The 18,452-nt window shown below is 71.9% G+C and carries 20 protein-coding genes; 17 read left to right on the top strand and 3 right to left on the bottom strand.

The annotated features are described in order from the left end of the window. The first annotated feature begins 322 nt into the window (after window positions 1-322). The 11 genes from rraA to dprA all read left to right on the top strand — a co-directional run bounded on the left by rraA (window position 323) and on the right by dprA (window position 8,938). Window positions 323-832 carry a ribonuclease E activity regulator RraA gene (rraA, locus tag ABD240_RS13785; protein WP_344337847.1) on the top strand — a complete coding sequence of 170 codons (510 nt, stop codon included), beginning with the start codon at window positions 323-325 and terminating at the stop codon, window positions 830-832. Next, window positions 829-1,392, top strand: coding sequence for a ribosome maturation factor RimM (gene rimM, locus ABD240_RS13780; RefSeq protein WP_344337845.1), 564 nt, complete (start codon window positions 829-831; stop codon window positions 1,390-1,392). Before rraA ends, rimM begins: the two co-directional genes overlap by 4 nt. After that, on the top strand, window positions 1,392-2,318 hold the full coding sequence (gene trmD, locus ABD240_RS13775; RefSeq protein ID WP_291792349.1) for a tRNA (guanosine(37)-N1)-methyltransferase TrmD: 927 nt from the start codon (window positions 1,392-1,394) through the stop codon (window positions 2,316-2,318). The genes rimM and trmD overlap by 1 nt, the downstream gene beginning before the upstream one ends. Window positions 2,319-2,486: 168 nt before the next feature. Beyond that, complete coding sequence (rplS, locus tag ABD240_RS13770) at window positions 2,487-2,828, top strand: 50S ribosomal protein L19 (protein WP_291792351.1); 342 nt, start codon at window positions 2,487-2,489, stop codon at window positions 2,826-2,828. Between the two features lie 127 nt (window positions 2,829-2,955). Continuing rightward, on the top strand, window positions 2,956-3,519 hold the full coding sequence (gene lepB, locus ABD240_RS13765) for a signal peptidase I (RefSeq protein WP_291792353.1): 564 nt from the start codon (window positions 2,956-2,958) through the stop codon (window positions 3,517-3,519). 93 nt (window positions 3,520-3,612) lie between these two features. After that, window positions 3,613-4,305, top strand: coding sequence for a signal peptidase I (gene lepB, locus ABD240_RS13760; RefSeq protein WP_291792356.1), 693 nt, complete (start codon window positions 3,613-3,615; stop codon window positions 4,303-4,305). Between the two features lie 17 nt (window positions 4,306-4,322). Further along, the gene (locus tag ABD240_RS13755) at window positions 4,323-5,087 is read left to right on the top strand and encodes a ribonuclease HII (RefSeq protein ID WP_344337841.1); all 765 of its coding nucleotides are present in this window, start codon (window positions 4,323-4,325) and stop codon (window positions 5,085-5,087) included. Window positions 5,088-5,155: 68 nt separating this feature from the next. After that, window positions 5,156-5,473 carry a DUF2469 domain-containing protein gene (locus tag ABD240_RS13750; RefSeq protein WP_291792362.1) on the top strand — a complete coding sequence of 106 codons (318 nt, stop codon included), beginning with the start codon at window positions 5,156-5,158 and terminating at the stop codon, window positions 5,471-5,473. Window positions 5,474-5,823: 350 nt separating this feature from the next. Beyond that, window positions 5,824-6,183 (top strand): YraN family protein, encoded by a 360-nt coding sequence (locus tag ABD240_RS13745; protein ID WP_291792365.1) that lies wholly within the window; start codon window positions 5,824-5,826, stop codon window positions 6,181-6,183. Beyond that, window positions 6,180-7,748 (top strand): YifB family Mg chelatase-like AAA ATPase, encoded by a 1,569-nt coding sequence (locus ABD240_RS13740; RefSeq protein ID WP_344337838.1) that lies wholly within the window; start codon window positions 6,180-6,182, stop codon window positions 7,746-7,748. The genes ABD240_RS13745 and ABD240_RS13740 overlap by 4 nt, the downstream gene beginning before the upstream one ends. 5 nt (window positions 7,749-7,753) lie before the next feature. Then, window positions 7,754-8,938, top strand: a complete 1,185-nt coding sequence (gene dprA, locus ABD240_RS13735) for a DNA-processing protein DprA (RefSeq protein WP_344337836.1) — start codon at window positions 7,754-7,756, stop codon at window positions 8,936-8,938. Here dprA and ABD240_RS13730 read toward each other — a convergent pair. Then, window positions 8,844-9,923 (bottom strand): DMT family transporter, encoded by a 1,080-nt coding sequence (locus ABD240_RS13730; protein WP_344337834.1) that lies wholly within the window; start codon window positions 9,921-9,923, stop codon window positions 8,844-8,846. The genes dprA and ABD240_RS13730 overlap by 95 nt on opposite strands. 118 nt (window positions 9,924-10,041) lie before the next feature. Continuing rightward, entirely contained in the window at window positions 10,042-10,593 is a 552-nt protein-coding gene (locus ABD240_RS13725) for a TspO/MBR family protein (RefSeq protein WP_344337832.1), read from the bottom strand. 137 nt (window positions 10,594-10,730) lie between these two features. Here ABD240_RS13725 and ABD240_RS13720 point away from each other — a divergent pair, with 137 nt between their 5' ends. Further along, entirely contained in the window at window positions 10,731-11,894 is a 1,164-nt protein-coding gene (locus ABD240_RS13720; RefSeq protein ID WP_344337830.1) for a tyrosine recombinase XerC, read from the top strand. 101 nt (window positions 11,895-11,995) lie between these two features. Here the strand turns inward: ABD240_RS13720 and ABD240_RS13715 are convergent, their stop codons facing one another. Then, window positions 11,996-13,120, bottom strand: coding sequence for a D-alanyl-D-alanine carboxypeptidase family protein (locus ABD240_RS13715; protein WP_291792379.1), 1,125 nt, complete (start codon window positions 13,118-13,120; stop codon window positions 11,996-11,998). Between the two features lie 501 nt (window positions 13,121-13,621). On the opposite strand from ABD240_RS13715, the gene rpsB reads away from it, so the two are divergent. From rpsB to ABD240_RS13690, 5 genes are all read left to right on the top strand, one after another. Next, complete coding sequence (gene rpsB / locus ABD240_RS13710) at window positions 13,622-14,461, top strand: 30S ribosomal protein S2 (protein WP_291792382.1); 840 nt, start codon at window positions 13,622-13,624, stop codon at window positions 14,459-14,461. Window positions 14,462-14,532: 71 nt separating this feature from the next. Then, window positions 14,533-15,360 carry a translation elongation factor Ts gene (tsf, locus tag ABD240_RS13705; protein ID WP_291792385.1) on the top strand — a complete coding sequence of 276 codons (828 nt, stop codon included), beginning with the start codon at window positions 14,533-14,535 and terminating at the stop codon, window positions 15,358-15,360. Between the two features lie 345 nt (window positions 15,361-15,705). Further along, window positions 15,706-16,461: a UMP kinase gene (gene pyrH, locus ABD240_RS13700; RefSeq protein ID WP_291792388.1), complete on the top strand. Its 756-nt coding sequence runs from the start codon at window positions 15,706-15,708 to the stop codon at window positions 16,459-16,461. A 138-nt stretch (window positions 16,462-16,599) separates the two neighbouring features. Then, window positions 16,600-17,157 (top strand): ribosome recycling factor, encoded by a 558-nt coding sequence (gene frr, locus ABD240_RS13695; protein WP_291792392.1) that lies wholly within the window; start codon window positions 16,600-16,602, stop codon window positions 17,155-17,157. Window positions 17,158-17,164: 7 nt separating this feature from the next. After that, window positions 17,165-18,445, top strand: coding sequence for a phosphatidate cytidylyltransferase (locus tag ABD240_RS13690; protein ID WP_344337824.1), 1,281 nt, complete (start codon window positions 17,165-17,167; stop codon window positions 18,443-18,445). Window positions 18,446-18,452 lie beyond the last annotated feature (7 nt).

Genomic DNA, 18,452 nt, shown 5'->3' with positions numbered 1-18,452 from the left:
CGCAGAAGGGCCGGTGCGGACAGCTGTCCGCACCGGCCCTTCTGCGTGCCCGCCGCCGTCCGGAACGGCACGGCTCTGCGTTGCGGCCCGGCTCCCGCACCTCCTCGTCGGGTCGCCGCGCTGCAGCGGCGGAATGCGGAGGTGCTGTGCTTCGAAGCGGACGGTCCCGGTGGTGCGGTGTGGTGCGGGCCCCGTGACCGTGTGGCGGAAAAGGCGCGCTGCCGCGCAGCCGCAGCGCGCGGAGTGGGAGAGAATGGACGCCGATGCCCGTCGGGGTCCCGGCGGGCGCGGTTCGTGCGGGTCGACGGGAGCAGGAGGAGACATGACCGGGGTGGCGACATCGGATCTGTGGGACGAACGGGGCGAGGACCTCGTCTCCCTCGCGGTGCAGTTCCAGGACGTGGGCGGCCGGGTGCGATTCGAGGGCAGCGTGCGCACCGTGCTGTGCCGGGGCGACAACCAGCTGGTGAAGGAGGCGGCGGCGCGCCCGGGCCACGGCTACGTGCTGGTGGTCGACGGCGGCGGCGCCCTGGACAGCGCGCTCATGGGCGGGAACATCGCGGCCGCGGCGGCGCGGAACGGATGGGCCGGTGCCGTCATCCACGGCGCCGTACGGGACCGCGCGGAGATCGGCGCGCTGGACTTCGGCGTGAAGGCGATGGGGTCCAACCCGCGCAAGAGCCGCAAGGACGGTGCCGGTGCGGTGGACGTGCCGGTGGAGATCGGCGGGGTGGCGATCACCCCCGGTGCCCACCTCTGGGCGGACGAGGACGGCATCGTCATCGACCCCGCCGCAGCACGAGCGGAGCAGGAAGGAGAAGGAGAGGCATGAGCCAGATCGTCGCCCGTACGGGCAAGCCCCACGGCATCCGCGGGGAGGTCACCGTCGAGGTCCGCACGGACGATCCGGAGGCCCGCTTCGTCCCCGGTGCCGTCTTCACGACGGAGCCGGACATCGGTGAGCTCACGCTCGCCCGCGCGCGCTGGCACCGGGAGCGCCTCATGCTCACCTTCGAGGAGGTGGCGGACAGGACCCGCGCGGAGGAGATCCGCAACACCCTGCTTCACGTCGCCGAGGAGGACGCGGCGGCGGAGGACGACGCCTGGCAGGTCGAGGAGCTCGTGGGTCTGGCCGTGCACTACGCGGTGGAGGGCGACGCGGACGCCGAGGACGAGGAGATCCCCTACGCCGCCGGAGAGCTGATCGGCCGTGTGACGGATCTGACGGTGGGGGCGGTGCAGGACCTCCTCCACGTCGAGACGACGGCCGGTGCGGAGGTCCTCGTGCCCTTCGTCGAGGAGATCGTGCCCGTGGTGGACCTGGAGGAGGGGCTCGTGCTCCTCACCCCGCCGCCCGGTCTCATCGCCGCCGAGCCGGGGGAGAGCGCCTGATGCGCCTCGACGTCGTCTCGATCTTCCCGGACTACCTCTCCCCGCTGCGGCTGAGCCTCATCGGCCGCGCACAGGAGAAGGGGCTGCTGGACCTGCGGGTGCACGATCTGCGCGACTGGACGCACGACCGCCACCGCACCGTCGACGACACCCCCTACGGCGGGGGCGCCGGCATGGTGATGAAGCCGGAGCCGTGGGGCGAGGCACTGGAGGCGGTCCTCGGCGAGCGCCCCTGCTCTGCCTCGGAACCGGACGCGGCGTCCTCCGACGTCCCGGAGCCTGAGGCCTCCGCAGGTGATGCGCCGGAGGACTGCATGCCCGAGGGGAGCTCGTCTGCTGGGGCCGCGGGCCCCGTCCTCATCGTCCCCAGCCCCGCCGGGGAGGTGTTCACGCAGGCCGTCGCGCGTGAGCTCGCGGCCGAGGACCATCTCGTCTTCGCCTGCGGCCGCTACGAGGGCATCGACCAGCGGGTCATCGACTGGGCGGGCGAGCGGGCGCGGGTGCGCATGATGAGCATCGGCGACTACGTGCTCAACGGCGGCGAGGTCGCGGTGATGGTGATGGTCGAGGCGATCGCACGGCTGCTGCCCGGCGTGATCGGGAATCCGGAGAGCCTGGACGAGGAGAGCCACGAGGACGGCCTGCTCGAGTACCCCGTCTACACCAAACCGGCCGAGTGGCGCGGGCGCGAGGTCCCGCCCGTTCTGCTCAGCGGAGACCACGGCCGGGTGGCGCGCTGGCGCAGGGACGAGCGCCTGCGCCGGACGGCACGGGTGCGTCCGGATCTGCTCGCGGCTCTGCCGGAGGAGGCGCTCGACCGCCGCGACCGGGAGGTGCTGGCGGAGGCGGCAGAGCCCGAGGCGGCAGCCGGGTCCGGAGCTGAGGCCTGGGCGCCGAGTGGAACCGGCGGCACAGGTCTGGCATAATCGATCCTTGCGTTCGCTGGTGTCCCTCTGCCCTGGGGGAACGGACATTCTGCGGTGGACGGCCCTGCCGGGCCCCACCGGGCGGACGAATCCATCACACCCCGCGCCGAGGCGCGGGGCTGAGTCTGAGATCGCATCGACCCGGGGCGGACGATCAGGAGAAGCACTATGCAGAAGCTCGATTTCCTCGACGCCAAGTCGCTCAAGTCGGACGTGCCGGAGTTCCGCGCCGGTGACACCGTCTCCGTCGACGTCCGCGTCATCGAGGGCAACCGCTCGCGTATCCAGGTGTTCAAGGGCGTCGTCATCCGCCGCCAGGGCAGCGGCGTCCGTGAGACCTTCACGGTCCGCAAGATCAGCTTCGGCGTGGGTGTGGAGCGCACCTTCCCGGTGCACTCGCCCGTCGTCGAGGCCATCACGGTGAACACCCGCGGTGCGGTCCGCCGTGCGAAGCTGTACTACCTGCGCAACCTGCGCGGCAAGGCGGCCCGCATCCGCGAGAAGCGCTGAGTCCCTCCCGGCCCGCACGCCAGGGACAGCTTTGCCGGAACGCGGCACACACGAAGGCGCGACCCGTTCACCCGGGTCGCGCCTTCGTGCGTCCGGTCGTCGCCGGGCGGGGGTGCTCCTCGTCTGCGTGCTCGTCGTCCCACTCGTCCTCGCCGGCGCCGTCCGCGGTCTCGTCGTCCAGCCGTTCACGGTGCCCAGCAGCTCCATGGAGCCCACGCTGTCACCGGGGGACACGATCAGGGCGTGGCGTCCGGACGGCATCCTCAGGACCTATGACCGCGGGGACCTCGTGGTGGTCGACGGCCGGGGCTCCTTCATCGGGGCGCTCCCGCCGTCCGCGGGTGAGCAGCTGGGCGCATGGTTCGGGCTCGGCCCCCGCGACGTGTACTTCGTCAAACGTGTGATCGGCGTGGGCGGGGACACCGTGCAGTGCTGCGACGAGGGCGGCGCCCTCCTCCTCAACGGGGAGGTCCTGCCTGAGCCCTACCTCGCGCGGCCGGTGGACGCCGCTGCCGCGGAACCCGTCCGGGCCTCGGCCCCGGACTTCGCGGTGGAGGTCCCGCCGGGGCGCGTCTGGCTCATGGGCGACAACCGCGACGACTCGTTCGACTCGCGCGATCTCCTCGGCCGGCCCGGTGGAGGGATGGTGCGGGAGGAGCGGATCGTGGGCACCGTCATGGGGGTGCGCTGACGCGCTCTCCGACGAAGCCGCTCGGGCTGCCGGGGGACGGCATGGGCGGGAGCTGAGACCGCAGCGCTCCGGGCACGGATAGACTCGTGCCCCGTGAGCAGCAGTGAGAAGTCGACGAGTTCCTCGACCAGGCCCAAACGATCGGTATGGCGTTCGGTCCGGGAGTTCCTCGTCATCATCGTGGTGGCGCTGCTCGCCTCCTACCTGCTCAAGACCTTCGTGGTCCGCAGCTTCCACATCCCCTCGGCCTCGATGGAGCCCACTCTGCAGGTGGGCGACCGGGTCATGGTCAACCAGCTCTTCTTCAACGACATCGAGCGCGGGGACGTGGTGGTGTTCGACGATCCGGGCGGGTGGCTGCCGCCCGGCCTGGTCGCCCAGTACGAGCCCAATCCGGTGCTCGTGTTCCTCGGCCTGCAGCCCTCCGACGCCGGGAACCAGCTCATCAAGCGGGTGGTGGGCGTGGGCGGCGACACCGTCGAGTGCTGCGACGCCGACGGCCGCGTCCTCGTCAACGGGGAGCCGCTCGAGGAGGACTACATCAATCCGGACACCGCGCCCTCGGACGTGGAGTTCTCCGTCACGGTCCCGGCGGACCACTTCTGGGTGATGGGCGACAACCGCGCCAACTCGCTCGACTCGCGCTACAACGAGCTCTCCGAGGGCGGTGCCTTCGTCCCCGCCTCCGCCGTGGTGGGCGAGGTGTTCGTCCTGAACTGGCCGCTCGACAGGTTCGCCTGGATGGGCGGCGGCGAGCCCGCCTTCGACTCGGTGCCCGCACCGTGACGGCTCGCTCAGGCGCAGTGGCGAAGCCAGGCGCGGCGGCGATCCGATCCGCGGCGGGCATCCGCACGCTGGAGACGGAGGCGGAGTGCGCGGCGGAGGGAGTGCGGGCACTCGTCGGCATGGACGAGGTGGGCCGGGGATCACTGGCCGGTCCGGTGGGCGTGGGAGCGGTGCGCTATGCCGTGGGCTCTGCCCTGAGCGGGCGGGACGAAGGCATCCGGGTGCCGCCTGAGGAGCTCCTCGCGGCGGAGGTCGCGGGCATCCCCGCCGGTCTCCGTGATTCCAAGCAGGTCTCGCCCGGACGCCGAGGCCCGCTCGCCGAGGCGGTCGCGCTCTGGCGGCCGCAGCACGCGGTGGCATACGCCTCGGCTGCGGAGATCGACCGCGTGGGCATCACGATGGCTCTGAACCTCGCCGGGAGGCGTGCCCTTGCCGCTCTCGCGGTCCACGGTCCCGCGGACCTGGTGCTGCTCGACGGCAGCCACGACTGGCTCTCCGCGCCGCTGACCCTCGACGCCGCAGCGGTCTTCGCCGAGGCGGCGGACGTCGAGGTGCCTCCCGTGCGCACCTTCGTCAAGGGCGACGGCAGGATCGCGACCATCGCCGGGGCCAGCATCCTGGCGAAGACGGACCGCGATGCGCGCATGCGTGACCTCGACGCGGAGTTCCCGGGCTACGGCTGGGCCGGGAACGCCGGCTACGGTTCGCAGCAGCACCGCGAGGCGATCCGGGCACTGGGCGTGACGCCGCACCACCGCACCTCGTGGAACCTGGGCGTCTGACGACGGGCCGCGGTGCGGGCCAGGGGCGGCGCGCGGACGCGTGCGAGCGCAGGAACTAGGATGACCGCATGAGTGCTGATGACCTAGAGAACTACGAAGCGGATCAGGAGCTGGCGCTCTACCGGGAGTACCGCGATGTGGTGGGTCTCTTCACCTACGTGGTCGAGACCGACCGCAGGTTCTACCTGGCGAACGCCGTGGACCTCAAAGCGCACGAGGCGGGCACGGACGTCTACTTCGAGCTCACCCTCAAGGACGCATGGGTGTGGGACACGTTCCGCTCCGCCCGCTTCGTCACCAACGTGCACGTCCTCACGTTCAAGGACGTGAACATCGAGGAGCTGGCCAAATCGGACCTCGAGCCTCCCACCGCGCTGCGGCGCTGACATCTGAGCTGCGGCGCTGATCCCTGCGCTCCGCAACTGATCCAGCGGTGCGTCCGCCCGCTGTGCATGCCCGTGCGCCCGAGGGACGCAGATGACGGCCGCGGCACGAGCGTGGGCGACGACGCCGCCGCTCAGCTGCGGCGGCGGTGTCATGACCGGCCCCATGCCGGCGCGGATCCACGGGCTCTCCGCGATGCCCGGGGCAGCGGACGCGACGGGTCCAGTTGAGGGCACACTCCCACTGCCGGCGCACTGCGGCGTGCGCACGCTCGTCCTGTGGACACGGCAGCGCTGTCCACAGTGTCTCGCAGTGTGTTCCGCCGACGGAGGAGAACGGCTGTGATGGCCGCATGTCCAGACAGTCATTGGGAAGAAGAGGCGAGGACCTCGCCGCGGACCACCTCGAGGCCTGCGGGTGGCAGGTGCTCGCCCGCAACTGGCGGTGCGCACACGGGGAGATCGACATCGTCGCGGAGGACCCGGAGGGCCCCACGGTGGTGTTCGTGGAGGTCCGCACCCGCTCGAGTGCGAGAGCAGGGCATCCGCTCGAGAGCATAGGCGTGCGCAAGCGACGGACCCTGCGCGCCCTGGCCGGTGCGTGGCTGGCTGCGCAGGTGCAGTGGATCCCGCGGTTCCGCATCGACGTCATCGGCATCGTCTGGCCGCCGGACGAGGTGCCGGAGCTCACCCACGTGCGGAGCCTGTCGTGAGCGCCGCAGAGGTGCAGGCGCAGCCGGGCAGAACCCTCAGGATCGGCCGGACGGAGGCGCTCGCACTGTTCGGTCTCGACGGGACGCCGGTGGTGGTCGAGGCCAGCGCGAACGCCGGCATCCCCGGCATCGACATCGTGGGTCTTCCGGACGCGGCGGTGAGCGAGTCGCGCAAGCGCATCCGGGCCGCCCTGCACAACATGGGCGTGACCATCCAGACGCTGCGCTACACGGTGTCGCTGTCGCCGGGCAGCGTCCGCAAGGTCGGCACGGGCTTCGACCTGGCCATCGCCCTCGCCATCCTGGGTGTGGAGGGCGTGGTGGATCCCGCGCGCACCCGCGGCATCGTGTTCTGCGGTGAGCTGGGGCTGGACGGGCGCGTGCTGCCGCTGCCCGGCGTCCTGCCCACGGTGGTCTCCGGGGTGCGTGCGGGCTTCCGTGAGTTCGTCGTGCCGGCGGGATGCGCGCAGGAGGCGCGTCAGGTGCCGGGCGCGCGGATCCTCCCGGTCGCCAGCCTCGCGGATGCCGCCGTGGGGCTGGGCGCCTCCGGGATCCGCCCGCAGCCGGTGGAGGTGGTGCGGCCCCGTGAGAGCACGCAGGCTCCCAGGCCGCACGTCCACGATCTCGCGGAGGTGCAGGGGCAGGACGACGCCCGGTTCGCGCTCGAGGTGGCCGCGGCCGGCGGACACAACGTGCTGCTGGCCGGGACGCCGGGCGCGGGGAAGACGCTGCTGGCCGGCTGTCTGCCCGGGATCCTGCCGCCGCTGGACGCCGAGGAAGCGGTGGAGGTGATGGCGCTGCGTTCGCTCGCGGGCACGCTCGGCACCCCGGACGCAGGCTCCATGACGCCGCCGTTCGAGACCCCGCACCACCGGACGACGGCCGCGGCGATGCTGGGCAGCTCCCGCCCGGATGCCGTGGGCGTCTTCTCCCGGGCCCACCGCGGCGTGCTGTTCATGGACGAGGCCCCGGAATTCAGCCGGGACGTGCTCGAGGCGCTGCGGGAGCCCCTCGAGTCCGGCTGGTGCCGGATCTCGCGCTCCTGGGGCTCGGTGACGCTGCCGGCGCAGTTCCAGCTCGTGCTCGCGGCCAATCCCTGCCCCTGCGGCGTGGGCACGGGGCAGGGTCCGGACTGCAGGTGCTCCCCGATGGACCGGCGCAGATACCGCGGCAGGCTCTCCGGGCCCCTGCTGGACCGGGTCGACCTCCGGATGGAGATGCTCCCGGTCACTCCCGCGGACGTGCACGCGCCGGTGCCGCGCGAGTCCTCCGCGGAGGTCCGGGCGCGCGTCCTGCAAGCGCGGCAGGTGCAGGCCGAGAGGTACGCGGAGGAGTCCTGGAGCACCAACGCGCGTGCTCCGGGCGCGTGGCTGCGGAAGGCCTTCGCCTTCACGGCGCAGGAGACGCGCATGCTCGACCGGGCGCTCGAGACCGGCGCGCTGTCGATGCGCGGGTTCGACAGGGTGGTGCGCGTCGCCACCACCATCGCGGATCTGCAGGGATCGGCGCGCCCCGGGGCGGACGAGCTGGGGGCGGCGCTGCTCATGCGCAGCCAGGAGGGGTGAGAGCGATGACGACGGATGCGGAGCGGGTCGCGGCCGCAGACGTGGTGCGTCTGGCCGAACCCGGCGACGAGGTGCTGGCGGCCCTCGTCCGGTCGGTGGGCTTCGAGGAGGCGCGGGTGCTCGCGCTGAGCCGCGCGGCCGCCGACAGACGGCGCGCGGTCGAGGCCGTGGCGGAGGCCGGGGGCGGTGGCAGCGAGGAACGGGCGGGGCTGCGGCGGCGCACCCTGGCCGCGCTGGAGCGCTGGGAAGTGCGCGGCGATTCCCTCGACGGTGCCCGTGACCTGCGGGTGATGGCGCGTCTGGGCGGCAGGCTGGTGCTGCCGGGCGAGGAGGAATGGCCGGCGGTCCTGGACGACCTCGGCGCTCAGGCGCCCATGGCGCTCTGGGTGCGCGGACCACTGTGCCTGGCGGAGGCGCTGCGCGGTGCCGTGGCGGTCGTGGGCGCCCGGGCCGCGGACTCCTACGGCCTCACGCTCACCCGTCGGCTCTGCTGGGATCTCGCCGCGGCGGGCCGCACCCTCGTCTCCGGAGGCGCCTATGGAGTGGACGCGGCCGTGCACCGGACCGCGCTGGGCGCGCAGGGCGCCACGGTGGCCTTCATGGCCGGAGGCGTGGACAACCTCTATCCGCGTGGCAACGCGGCGCTGCTCACGGAGATCGCCGTCAGGGGCGCGCTGGTGTCCGAGACCGCGCCGGGACAGACGGCGATGCGGCACCGCTTCCTGCTGCGCAACCGACTGATCGCGGCATCCTCGAGGGCGACGGTCGTCACCGCTGCCGGGCACCGTTCGGGAGCGCTCAACACGGCGCACCGGGCCGCCGAGCTGCTGCGGCCGGTGGGCGCGGTGCCGGGGCCCGTCCTCTCCGATCAGTCCGCGGGCTGCCACCGCCTGCTCCAGGAGGGCGCGGCCGTGCTCGTGACGAGCGCCGAGGACGTGCTCGCACTGGCTGGCAGCCTCGGGGAGGCGATCGCACAGGAGGAGCAGGCGGAGCTCCGGCTCACGGACGAGTTCGGGGAGGCGGAGCTGAGGGTGTTCTCCGCGCTGCCGGGGCGACGCGGTGTGGACGTGCCCACGGTTGCGGCGCGAGCGGGCCTCAGCCTGTCCCAGGCGATGTCCGCGCTCGCCTCCCTGGAGCTGCGCGGCCGGGCGGGGAAGTCCGCCCACGGCTGGGCGAAGCGGACGGGCTGAGATCTTCCGGCTGAGCGGGGGACTGCGGATCTCCGGGGGACTGCGGCTGAGCGGAAGACCTCGAGCGCGTGGAGGACCGGGAGTGCGCGGCGGACCGGGAGTGCGCGGGAGCGAGTGCGAGGACGAGGAGCGCTGCGGAGACGACGGCGAGCCCGGCCCAGCCGGCGATGCTGAGGCGTTCGCCCACGATGAGCACCGCGAGCACGGCCGCCACCGCGGGTTCGACGAGCGTGATCGTGGTGGCCGCACTCGCCGAGATGCGCGTGAGCCCGTAGCCGAACAGGAGGTAGCCCAGGAACATCGGCACCAGCGCCATGTATCCGGCCGTGAGGGCCGCGGGGGCGGAGACGAGCAGCGGGGCGCCGGTGAGCAGGAGGACGGGGAGGAGGAGCGTGCCGCCGAGGCCGAACACCGCCCCCATCGCCGCGGCGCGGCTGACGCCGGTGGACATGAGCCGGTGCGTCACCCAGGAGTAGAGGGCGTAGGAGGCCCCTGCGACGAGCCCCAGCGCCGTGCCGGACAGCGTGGCCCACGGATCTCCCGTCGGCTCGTCGAATGCGGAGACGCACAGCAGGAGGCCGCCGGTGATGCCGAGGCCGGCCGCGAGCAGCCACCACCGGCTCAGCACCTTCCCCTCCACGAGCCTCTCGAGCGCGCCGGAGGCCAGCGGCGCCGAGGCGAGGGAGACCACGGAGCCGATCGCCACGCCGGCGAGGTGCATCGAGCTGTAGAAGGCCAGGGGGTACGCGAAGACCGCGAGTGCGCCCACCAGGACGAGTCCTCTGCGCGGGCGCAGGGCGTCCCGGCTGCGCCGGAGCTCCGGAACGGCGATCGCGGCCTGGAGGATCCCGCCGATCCCCAGCGCTGCGGCACCGATGGCCAAGGGGCCGGCCTCCGGGGCGAAGGTCGCAGCCGTGCCGGTGGTGCCCCAGAGGACGGCGGTGAGCGTGACCGCGAGCACGCCGGGCAGGGAGCTGCGTGTCATCCCCGGTCCGTTCTGGAGGTGGCCATGTCCCCACGGTAGGCAGGATTCCGCTCAGCCACAACATGTCCGAGAGACGTATGTCCGGCAGTCGTGGCGGCACCCGCGCAGACGGGCGGCATCAGTTGAGCGCGATGATCCCCGCGTTGAGCGTCGCTGCGAACAGGAGCCACAGCAGGTACGGGGCGAGCAGGGCGGCGCTCGTCCTCGACCGCCGCGCGGCGAGGGGAATCAGCACTGCCACGCTGATGATGAGCGCGAGGAGCACGCCCATCGCGATCCACCACGCCGTGGCGCCGATCAGCGGGTAGCCGGCGAAGAACACCGGTGTCCAGAGCACGTTGAGCGCGAGCTGTGCGACGTAGGCGGTGCGCAGTCCGTGATCCGGCGGCAGCGCACGCGTGCGGCCTGCGCGCCAGAGGAGGAAGCCGGCCAGGGCGATCATCAGGTACAGAAGCGACCACGCCGGGCCGAAGACCCACCCGGGCGGATTCCAGGCGACCTTCTCCGCCTCAGCATACCAGCCGCGGACGTTCGGCACCGTCGCGAGTGAGCCGAGGACGGCGATCGCCGTGACGACGACGAGCAGCCCCACCGCGACGAAGGCCTGGCGGGAGGCCGGAACGCGGGAGGAGTGCGGCTCACGCAGGGTGGAGGGAGGAGGAGTGCTCATGACGGGTTCCGTTCTGCGCGAGGCGTGCCCCGGTCCGTCTGCGGCGCCGGCGGTGCCTCCACCCTGTCACGGGCACTGCGCCCGTGGAAGGGCCCACGATGCCGGCTCACGGGTGCGCAGACGCCTATCCTGGTGCCATGGCCGTCCAGCTGCGCACCGCCGAGTACCTCGACGCGCTCGAGGCGTTCGACACGCACCTGCGGGTGGAGAAGGGGGCGTCCCCGCACACCCGGCGCGCGTATCGAGGGGACGTGGTCTCCCTGCTCGCTGGGCTGGAGGCCGCTGCCGGCGGCGAGGAGGACGGTCTGCCGCTGGGGGAGGTGGAGTCCGGCAACCTGCGCGAATGGGTCCTCGGACTCACACGCGGCGGCGCATCGCCGGCGACAGTGGCTCGTCGCACGGCGGCCGTCCGCCGGTTCTTCGCGTTCTGTCACCGCACGGGCCGCATCCCGGCCGACCCCGCGCTCCGTCTGCGCTCGCCCAAGAAGCCGCGTCGCCTTCCCCGGGTGCTCCAGCAGGACCAGGCGGACGCAGTGCTCAGCACAGCGGCCGAGGCCGCAGGCAGCACGGGCCGCACACGGCCGGACCACACGGCGCCGGACCGCACGGCGCCGGACCGCCTCGCGGCTCCCACGGCACCTGCCGAGGACCGGACCGCGCTGGCAGGGGAGCCCGCCGTTCCTGCAGGGGAACAGACGGCACTGACCGGGGACCGGACGGCTCGAGCGTGCGCACAGCACGGACCGGCGTGCCGGGAACCCGGGGCAGGGGAGCCCGCCGCCCTCCGCGCGCGTGCGGAGGCCCTCAGGGACGCGGCGATCGTGGAGCTGCTCTACGCGACCGGCGTCCGTGTCTCCGAACTCGTCGGCATCGACCGTGCGGATGTCGACGGCACGGCACGTCTGATCACGGTGCGGGGGAAGGGCGGCAAGGTGCGCCGCGTGCCGTTCGGTCTGCCGGCGGAGAAGGCGCTCGCCGCGTGGACGGAGCACGGACGCCCCGTCTTCGTCACGGCCTCCTCTGCTGATGCGCTGTTCCTCGGTGTGCGCGGCGGCCGGATGGATGTCCGGCAGGTGCGGCGGGTGGTGCACCGGGCGACCGCGGCCGTCCCGGGATCTCCGGAGCTCTCCCCGCACGGCATGCGTCACTCCGCCGCCACCCACATGGTGGAGAACGGTGCGGACATCCGGCAGGTGCAGGAGTATCTGGGGCACGCGGCGCTGAGCTCCACGCAGATCTACACGCACGTCTCCATGGGCAGACTGGCAGAGGTGTACGGCCGCGCTCATCCCCGGGCATGAGCGGGGCCCGGTTCGAACGATCGGCGGAGGACGTGCGAAGGGCTCTTCCGCGGGTGTGAGGCTCTTCACTCCGGCAGAGCCCGGGGAGTCAGAGCGTCGCATCAGAGCGCCGCGCCCGAGTACTCCCAGTGCCAGGCTTCCGGCAGCGAACCGTCCTGCCGTGCCCAGGCGGGGTGGATCCAGCCAAAGCGCGGAGCGTTCTGCCGCATCCAGGTGTGCTGCTCTGTGCCGAAGCGGTTGATCCCGCTGCCCAGATCCACAGCGAGTCCCCAGCCGTGGTTCGACGTCCCCGGCGTGGCCGCCATCCGCCCCTTGCGTCGTTTGAGGACCACCTGCGTCTCGTAGGTGCGGTAGGCATCCGTCACGGACACGGGCGCGCCGAAGCGGGCGGCGAACGCGGAGCTGAGCGCATCGAACGCGCGAGCGGCGTCGCAGCGCAGCACCTGCCCGGGTGCCGCGCTCAGCGGACACATCGCGACCTGGGGGATCCGCCCGTTCCGGTGGCCGCCCCACGGGCCGGCGCCGCTGCGCTGTGCGTCCGGCGGCAGCGCAGGGAGCTCCTCCGGTGCGTCCGCGGACGGCAGGAGGACGGCATCGTCACCGCCGAAGAACGCGAGCGGGTCCAGGTAGCGGTCGTTCTCCCCGGACCTCCGGACGCCCACGTGCACGCAGCCGTCCGGGCAGTGAGGGGGATCGGCGACCGTCCCCACGGGCTGTCCCGGGTGCACCGCGTCGCCCGCGTCGACAGAGGCGTCGACGTTCTCCATGCTCATCACCCAGCCGGAGGCCTCGATGCTCAGCACGGGCTTGCCCGCCACCGTGCCTGCGAACCGCACGGTGCCGGCGGCCGGGGCACGCACCTCCTCTCCGACGAGGGCCGCGACGTCCACTCCGCGATGGCCGCTCAGCCAGTTCTGAGCAGGCGGGTCGAAGCCCCGCACCACACGGAGTCCGGGGACCGGGGACAGCCACGTGGTGGGATGTGCGGGGGATTCCGCGCCGGTGCCCGTGCTGGTCCGCAGAGTGCCTGCACGTACCTGCGCGGCACTCACCTGCACAGCGCCTGCCTGCACAGCACTCGTGAGCGCCGCATCCGCCTGCTCAGCGGTCGACGCCGCGACCGCGGCTGTGGCAGGCGGGGAGCCCAGCGGGGTGCTGAGGAGGAGGACGAGCGTGCAGGAGGAGAGGAGGGCGAGCGCGCTGCGGAGACTGGTGAGTATGCTCATGCCGTCACCTCACCGCGGACAGGGCATCGGGGCCAGCCCCGCTGCGGATCTGTGGACGGGGAGCGCATCGTCCACACCGTGGGGCACGCACGGGCGGCCCCGAACTCCACAGCTGCGGTGCGCGTCGTGGTCGGGCCTTCCGGGCGCGTTTGTGGCGGCCGGTGAAGCGCACTAGACTGCTCCCAGCGGCACTGTGTCCATGCCAGGACCTCTCACCTCGTGAGGCGGACCGAGGGCGGATCGGTGCTGACTTCGCGCATCCGCTCCACCAGGACCAGGCCGACGGTGCGAACCCGAGTGTTCGCCGGTGAGGTCCGCGGGTGCCAGGCATGAACCGCAACCGCTGACGGCCCGCCGGGCCCGTGCGTGTGCGCAGGCCCGGATGGGTGACGGCATCTCGCCCGAATCCTTCCACAGGGGCACGCGCGCACTGCGACCATCCAGGTGTCAGCCTGACAGCTGCGCCCGCTGCCCGCGGAGCGCACGGAAGGAGGCGTCGGCATGGCCGTCGTCACAATGCGCCAGCTGCTCGACAGCGGCGTCCACTTCGGACACCAGACCCGTCGTTGGAACCCCAAGATGAAGCGCTTCATCTTCACCGAGCGCAACGGCATCTACATCATCGATCTCCAGCAGACGCTGGGCTACATCGACTCCGCCTACGAGTTCGTCAAGGAGACCGTCGCACACGGCGGTTCGATCCTCTTCGTGGGCACCAAGAAGCAGGCCCAGGAGTCCATCGCCGAGCAGGCCAAGCGCGTGGGTCAGCCCTACGTCAATCAGCGCTGGCTGGGCGGCATGCTCACGAACTTCCAGACCATCTCCGGTCGTCTCTCGCGCCTCAAGGAGCTCGAGCAGATCGACTTCGACGATGTCGCGGGTTCGATGTACACGAAGAAGGAGCTCCTGCTCCTCCGCCGTGAGCTCGAGAAGCTCGACCGCACCCTCGGCGGCATCCGCGACATGCAGCGGACGCCCTCCGCCGTGTGGATCGTGGACACCAAGAAGGAGCACCTGGCGGTCGACGAGGCGCGCAAGCTGGGCATTCCGGTCATCGCGATTCTCGACACCAACTGCGATCCGGACGAGGTCACCTACCCGGTCCCGGGCAACGACGACTCGATCCGCTCGGTCAACCTCCTGACCCGCGTGGTCGCCGACGCGGTGGCCGAGGGCCTCATCGTCCGCCACGGCGTCGACGAGGGCGGGGAGAAGAACGTCTCCGCCGTCGAGCCCCTGCCGGAGTGGGAGCGCGAGCTCCTCGAGGGCAAGAGCGAGGGTGCCGAGGCCCCCGCCGCGGAGTCCGCCGAGGCGCCTGCCGAGGCCGCCACCGAAGCCTGATCCGTCCCCTTCCGGCCGTCCCCCGATCGGGGGACGGCCGGGCCCCACACCTCCCTACTGAAGGAGAGCGCATGGCCAACTACACCGCAGCTGACATCAAGGAGCTCCGCGAGAAGACCGGCGCCGGCATGCTCGACGTCAAGAAGGCCCTCGACGAGGCCGACGGCGACCAGGCGAAGGCGACCGAGATCCTCCGTGTGAAGGGCCTCAAGGGCGCCACCAAGCGCGAGGGCCGCTCCACCTCCGACGGACTCGTGGCCACCCACGTGGACGGCGGGGTCGGCACGATCATCGAGTTCAACTCGGAGACGGACTTCGTGGCGAAGTCGGACAAGTTCATCGAGCTCGCGAACCAGGTCCTCGACCTGGCCGTCCAGAACGGTGCGGCCGACGCCGAGTCCCTGCTGAGCGCGGAGGTCGACGGCAAGCCGGTCTCGCAGATCATCACCGAGGGCGGTGCCGCACTGGGCGAGAAGGTCGAGCTCAAGCGCGTCGGCCGCATCGAGGGCCAGAAGGTCGAGTCCTACCTGCACCGCACCAACAAGGATCTGCCCCCGCAGGTGGGTGTGCTGCTCGCGTTCGAGGGCGACAACGAGACGGTCGCCCACGACGTGGCCGTGCACATCGCCGCGATGGCGCCCCAGTACTTCTCCCGCGACGAGGTCCCCGCGGAGCTCGTGGAGAAGGAGCGCCAGATCGCCGAGGAGACCGCCCGCAACGAGAACAAGCCGGAGCAGGCGCTGCCCAAGATCATCGAGGGCCGCGTCAACGGCTTCTTCAAGGACAACTGCCTCCTGGAGCAGGGCTTCGCCAAGGAGCCCAAGAAGTCCGTGGCCTCCGTCCTGGAAGAGGGCGGAGTCAAGGCGACCGGCTTCCTGCGCTTCCGCGTGGGCGCCTGATCCGCCCGTCGGATCCGCTGCGCTCGTCTGAACGCAGGAGTCGCGTGCCGCGGCCCTCTGCGCACAGTCCGAGCTGATCGCACCCGAGGCGGTCTCCCTCACCCGGGGAGGCCGCCTCGGGCGCGTCTGCGCGCCGGAGGCGGTGTGCGGGTGGAGGGATCACCGGGGAGGCCGCCAGGGGTGCGGCCGCACGGTGCCGTGGTGCCCGGCCCGCGGGCGGCCTCCCGGGCGTGCGCTTCGCCACGTGTGTCGTGCGACCGGCCTCTCCGCTCGGAAGGCCTGCCGCGAATGGGTAGAATCAGCGGCGGTCCGCTTCCGCTTCACGCACGCCAGGAGATCGCAGACATGTCCGAGAACACCGCACACGCCCCCCGCATGCCCGGCGCACCGCTGCGCACCGAGCGCCGTCGCGTGCTCCTCAAGCTCTCCGGTGAGGTGTTCGGCGGAGGTTCCGTGGGGGTCAACCCGGACGTCGTCTCCGGGGTGGCCAAACAGATCGCCAGCGTCGTGAGCCGGGTCGAGGTGAGCATCGTGGTGGGCGGCGGGAACTTCTTCCGCGGTGCGGAGCTCTCCTCCCGCGGGATGGACCGCACCCGTGCCGACTACATGGGCATGCTCGGCACCGTGATGAACTGTCTCGCCCTCCAGGACTTCCTCGAGCAGGCGGGTGTGGACACGCGCGTCCAGACCGCGATCCCCATGTCTCAGGTGGCGGAGACGTACATCCCGCGCCGCGCCATCCGCCACATGGAGAAGGACCGTGTCGTGATCTTCGGCGCCGGAGCGGGCATGCCCTACTTCTCCACGGACACCGTCGCCGCGCAGCGCGCCCTGGAGATCCATGCGGATGAGGTGCTCATCGCGAAGAACGGCGTGGACGGCGTCTACTCCGACGATCCGCGGACGAACCCGGACGCGGTCAAGCTCGACTCGATCACCTATCAGGAGGCGCTGGTGCGCGGGCTCAAGGTCGTCGACGCGACCGCCTTCTCGCTCTGCATGGACAACGGGCAGCGCATGCGCGTGTTCGGCATGGAGGGGGAGGACAACCTCGCGCGCGCCATCGCGGGCGAGCAGATCGGCACGATCGTCACCGCCTGACCGCGACCGCCGCCTGCCGGACCCGTCGAGCTCACCGGCGCTCGGCGGGTGCCGCCGGTCGCACCCGTTCCCTGCGCGGTGTGCCGCACGCAATAGAATGGCCGGGATAGACGCCACGACCACAGAGACGAGGACACAGTGATTCAGGAGACGCTCGCAGAGGCGCGCCAGAAGATGGACCGGGCCATCGAGGTCGCGCAGGAGGAGTTCGGCAACATCCGCACCGGCCGTGCCAACCCGGCCCTGTTCTCCAGCATCGAGGTCGAGTACTACGGCGCGCCGACGCCGCTGCAGCAGCTCGCGTCCTTCCAGGTGCCGGAGGCCCGCACCATCCTCATCACACCCTACGACCGTGCCGCCCTCGGCGACATCGAGCGCGCACTGCGCGATTCCGACGTGGGCGCCAACCCGGCGAACGACGGCAACATCATCCGCGTGGTGCTCCCGCAGCTCACGGAGGAGCGCCGCAAGGAGTACGTGAAGATCGTCAAGACCAAGGCCGAGGACGGCAAGGTCTCCATCCGCAACATCCGCCGCAAGGCGAAGGACACGCTGGAGAAGCTCGCGAAGGACGGCGAGACCGGCGAGGACGAGGTGGACCGCGGGATCAAGGAGCTCGACGAGATCACCAAGTCCAAGGTCGAGGCCGTCGACAAGCTCCTCGTGGCCAAGGAAGCGGAGCTGCTCGAGGTCTGAGGCGCACGTGACTGACACCGCATCGCCCTCGCCGGCGACCTCCGCACCCCTCCCCACCCGTCGCCTGCTGCGGCAGGTGGAGGAGGAGGCGAAGGCCGCCGGCGAGGGACCGCTCACCCCGGAGGAGGTCCTGCGCCGCGCGCAGGCCGCACTCGCGGGGGAGGCGGACGCATCCACGGCAGGGCCGCCCGAGGCGCACCCTTCTGCGGCGCAGCCGGACACGTCCCCGGCGGACGCGGCAGCTCCGGACGGGGAGCGCGTGCCGCCCCTGCCTCCGCAGGCTCCGCCGGTGCCGGGGGCGCCCGCCTCCGTTCCTCAGCAGGAGTCCGCACCCTCGCAGGAGGATGCCTCCTCGGACGCGGACACTGCCTCGGGGGACGCCGCAGCCGAGGACAGGGAGGCGCCACTGGCGGATGCCGCCCCCGGAGCGGACTCCGCCCCGGCGGAGAAGGACTACGGCCGGGCCGGGCGCAATCTGCCCGTGGCGGTCGCAGTGGGCGCACTGCTGGGCGGCGGCGTGCTCGCCTCCCTCGTGTTCCTCCCGGTCTCCTTCGTCGCGATCGCGCTGCTGGGCGTGTGCCTGGCGATGTGGGAGCTCTCGAACGCGCTCAAGCAGTCCGGCGCCCGGGTCTCCACCGTCTCCACCATCGTCGCCGCGGGCTGCATGGTGGTCGCCACCGCCCTGGGCGGACAGGAGGCGCTGTGGGTGGCGTTCGCCGCCGGGGCCGGAGCGGTCCTCCTCTTCACCCTGCTCGAGGACCTGCACCGGCGCGGGAACGCCGTCAGGGACGTGTGTCTGAGCCTCTTCGCCCTCACCTACGTGGGGCTGATGGTGAGCTTCGTGGTGCACCTGCTCAGCTTCGACAAGGGCAATCTCCTCGTCATCTGCTTCCTCGCTCTCGTCGTCGCCAGCGACATCGGCGGGTACTTCGCGGGGACGGCGCTGGGCAAGCACCCGATCGCCCCCTCGATCTCGCCCAAGAAGTCCTGGGAGGGCTTCGCCGGTTCGGTCCTGATGGCGACCGCGGTCGGCATGGGAATGGCCCACTGGGCGTTCGAGGCACCGCTCTGGACGGGCGTGGTGCTGGGCGTGGTGATCCCCGCGTTCGCGACGCTGGGGGACTTCTCCGAATCCATGATCAAGCGCGATCTGGGGCTCAAGGACATGGGGACCCTGCTGCCCGGCCACGGCGGCGTCATGGACCGCCTGGACTCGATCCTGCCCACCGCGCCGGTGGCGCTCATTCTCTTCATCTTCCTCCCGGGCTTCCTCCCGGCGGCGGGCTGAGAGCCCT

The sequence above is a fragment of the Brevibacterium salitolerans genome (assembly GCF_039531405.1).
Lineage (GTDB): Bacteria > Actinomycetota > Actinomycetes > Actinomycetales > Brevibacteriaceae > Brevibacterium > Brevibacterium salitolerans.
The sequence above is the reverse complement of the archived record's forward strand: the minus strand, read 5'-3'. Positions and strand labels throughout refer to the sequence as shown.

Bases quoted from the DNA above. Each gene is read 5' to 3' on its own strand.
- rraA (WP_344337847.1), top strand. From the start codon at position 323: ATGACCGGGGTGGCGACATCGGATCTGTGGGACGAACGGGGCGAGGAC.
- ABD240_RS13745 (WP_291792365.1), top strand. From the start codon at position 5,824: ATGTCCAGACAGTCATTGGGAAGAAGAGGCGAGGACCTCGCCGCGGAC.
- tsf (WP_291792385.1), top strand. From the start codon at position 14,533: ATGGCCAACTACACCGCAGCTGACATCAAGGAGCTCCGCGAGAAGACC.
- rpsB (WP_291792382.1), top strand. From the start codon at position 13,622: ATGGCCGTCGTCACAATGCGCCAGCTGCTCGACAGCGGCGTCCACTTC.
- ABD240_RS13720 (WP_344337830.1), top strand. From the start codon at position 10,731: ATGGCCGTCCAGCTGCGCACCGCCGAGTACCTCGACGCGCTCGAGGCG.
- dprA (WP_344337836.1), top strand. From the start codon at position 7,754: ATGACGACGGATGCGGAGCGGGTCGCGGCCGCAGACGTGGTGCGTCTG.
- pyrH (WP_291792388.1), top strand. From the start codon at position 15,706: ATGTCCGAGAACACCGCACACGCCCCCCGCATGCCCGGCGCACCGCTG.
- rplS (WP_291792351.1), top strand. From the start codon at position 2,487: ATGCAGAAGCTCGATTTCCTCGACGCCAAGTCGCTCAAGTCGGACGTG.
- rimM (WP_344337845.1), top strand. From the start codon at position 829: ATGAGCCAGATCGTCGCCCGTACGGGCAAGCCCCACGGCATCCGCGGG.
- ABD240_RS13750 (WP_291792362.1), top strand. From the start codon at position 5,156: ATGAGTGCTGATGACCTAGAGAACTACGAAGCGGATCAGGAGCTGGCG.
- ABD240_RS13715 (WP_291792379.1), bottom strand. From the start codon at position 13,120: ATGAGCATACTCACCAGTCTCCGCAGCGCGCTCGCCCTCCTCTCCTCC.
- trmD (WP_291792349.1), top strand. From the start codon at position 1,392: ATGCGCCTCGACGTCGTCTCGATCTTCCCGGACTACCTCTCCCCGCTG.
- ABD240_RS13725 (WP_344337832.1), bottom strand. From the start codon at position 10,593: ATGAGCACTCCTCCTCCCTCCACCCTGCGTGAGCCGCACTCCTCCCGC.
- ABD240_RS13730 (WP_344337834.1), bottom strand. From the start codon at position 9,923: ATGACACGCAGCTCCCTGCCCGGCGTGCTCGCGGTCACGCTCACCGCC.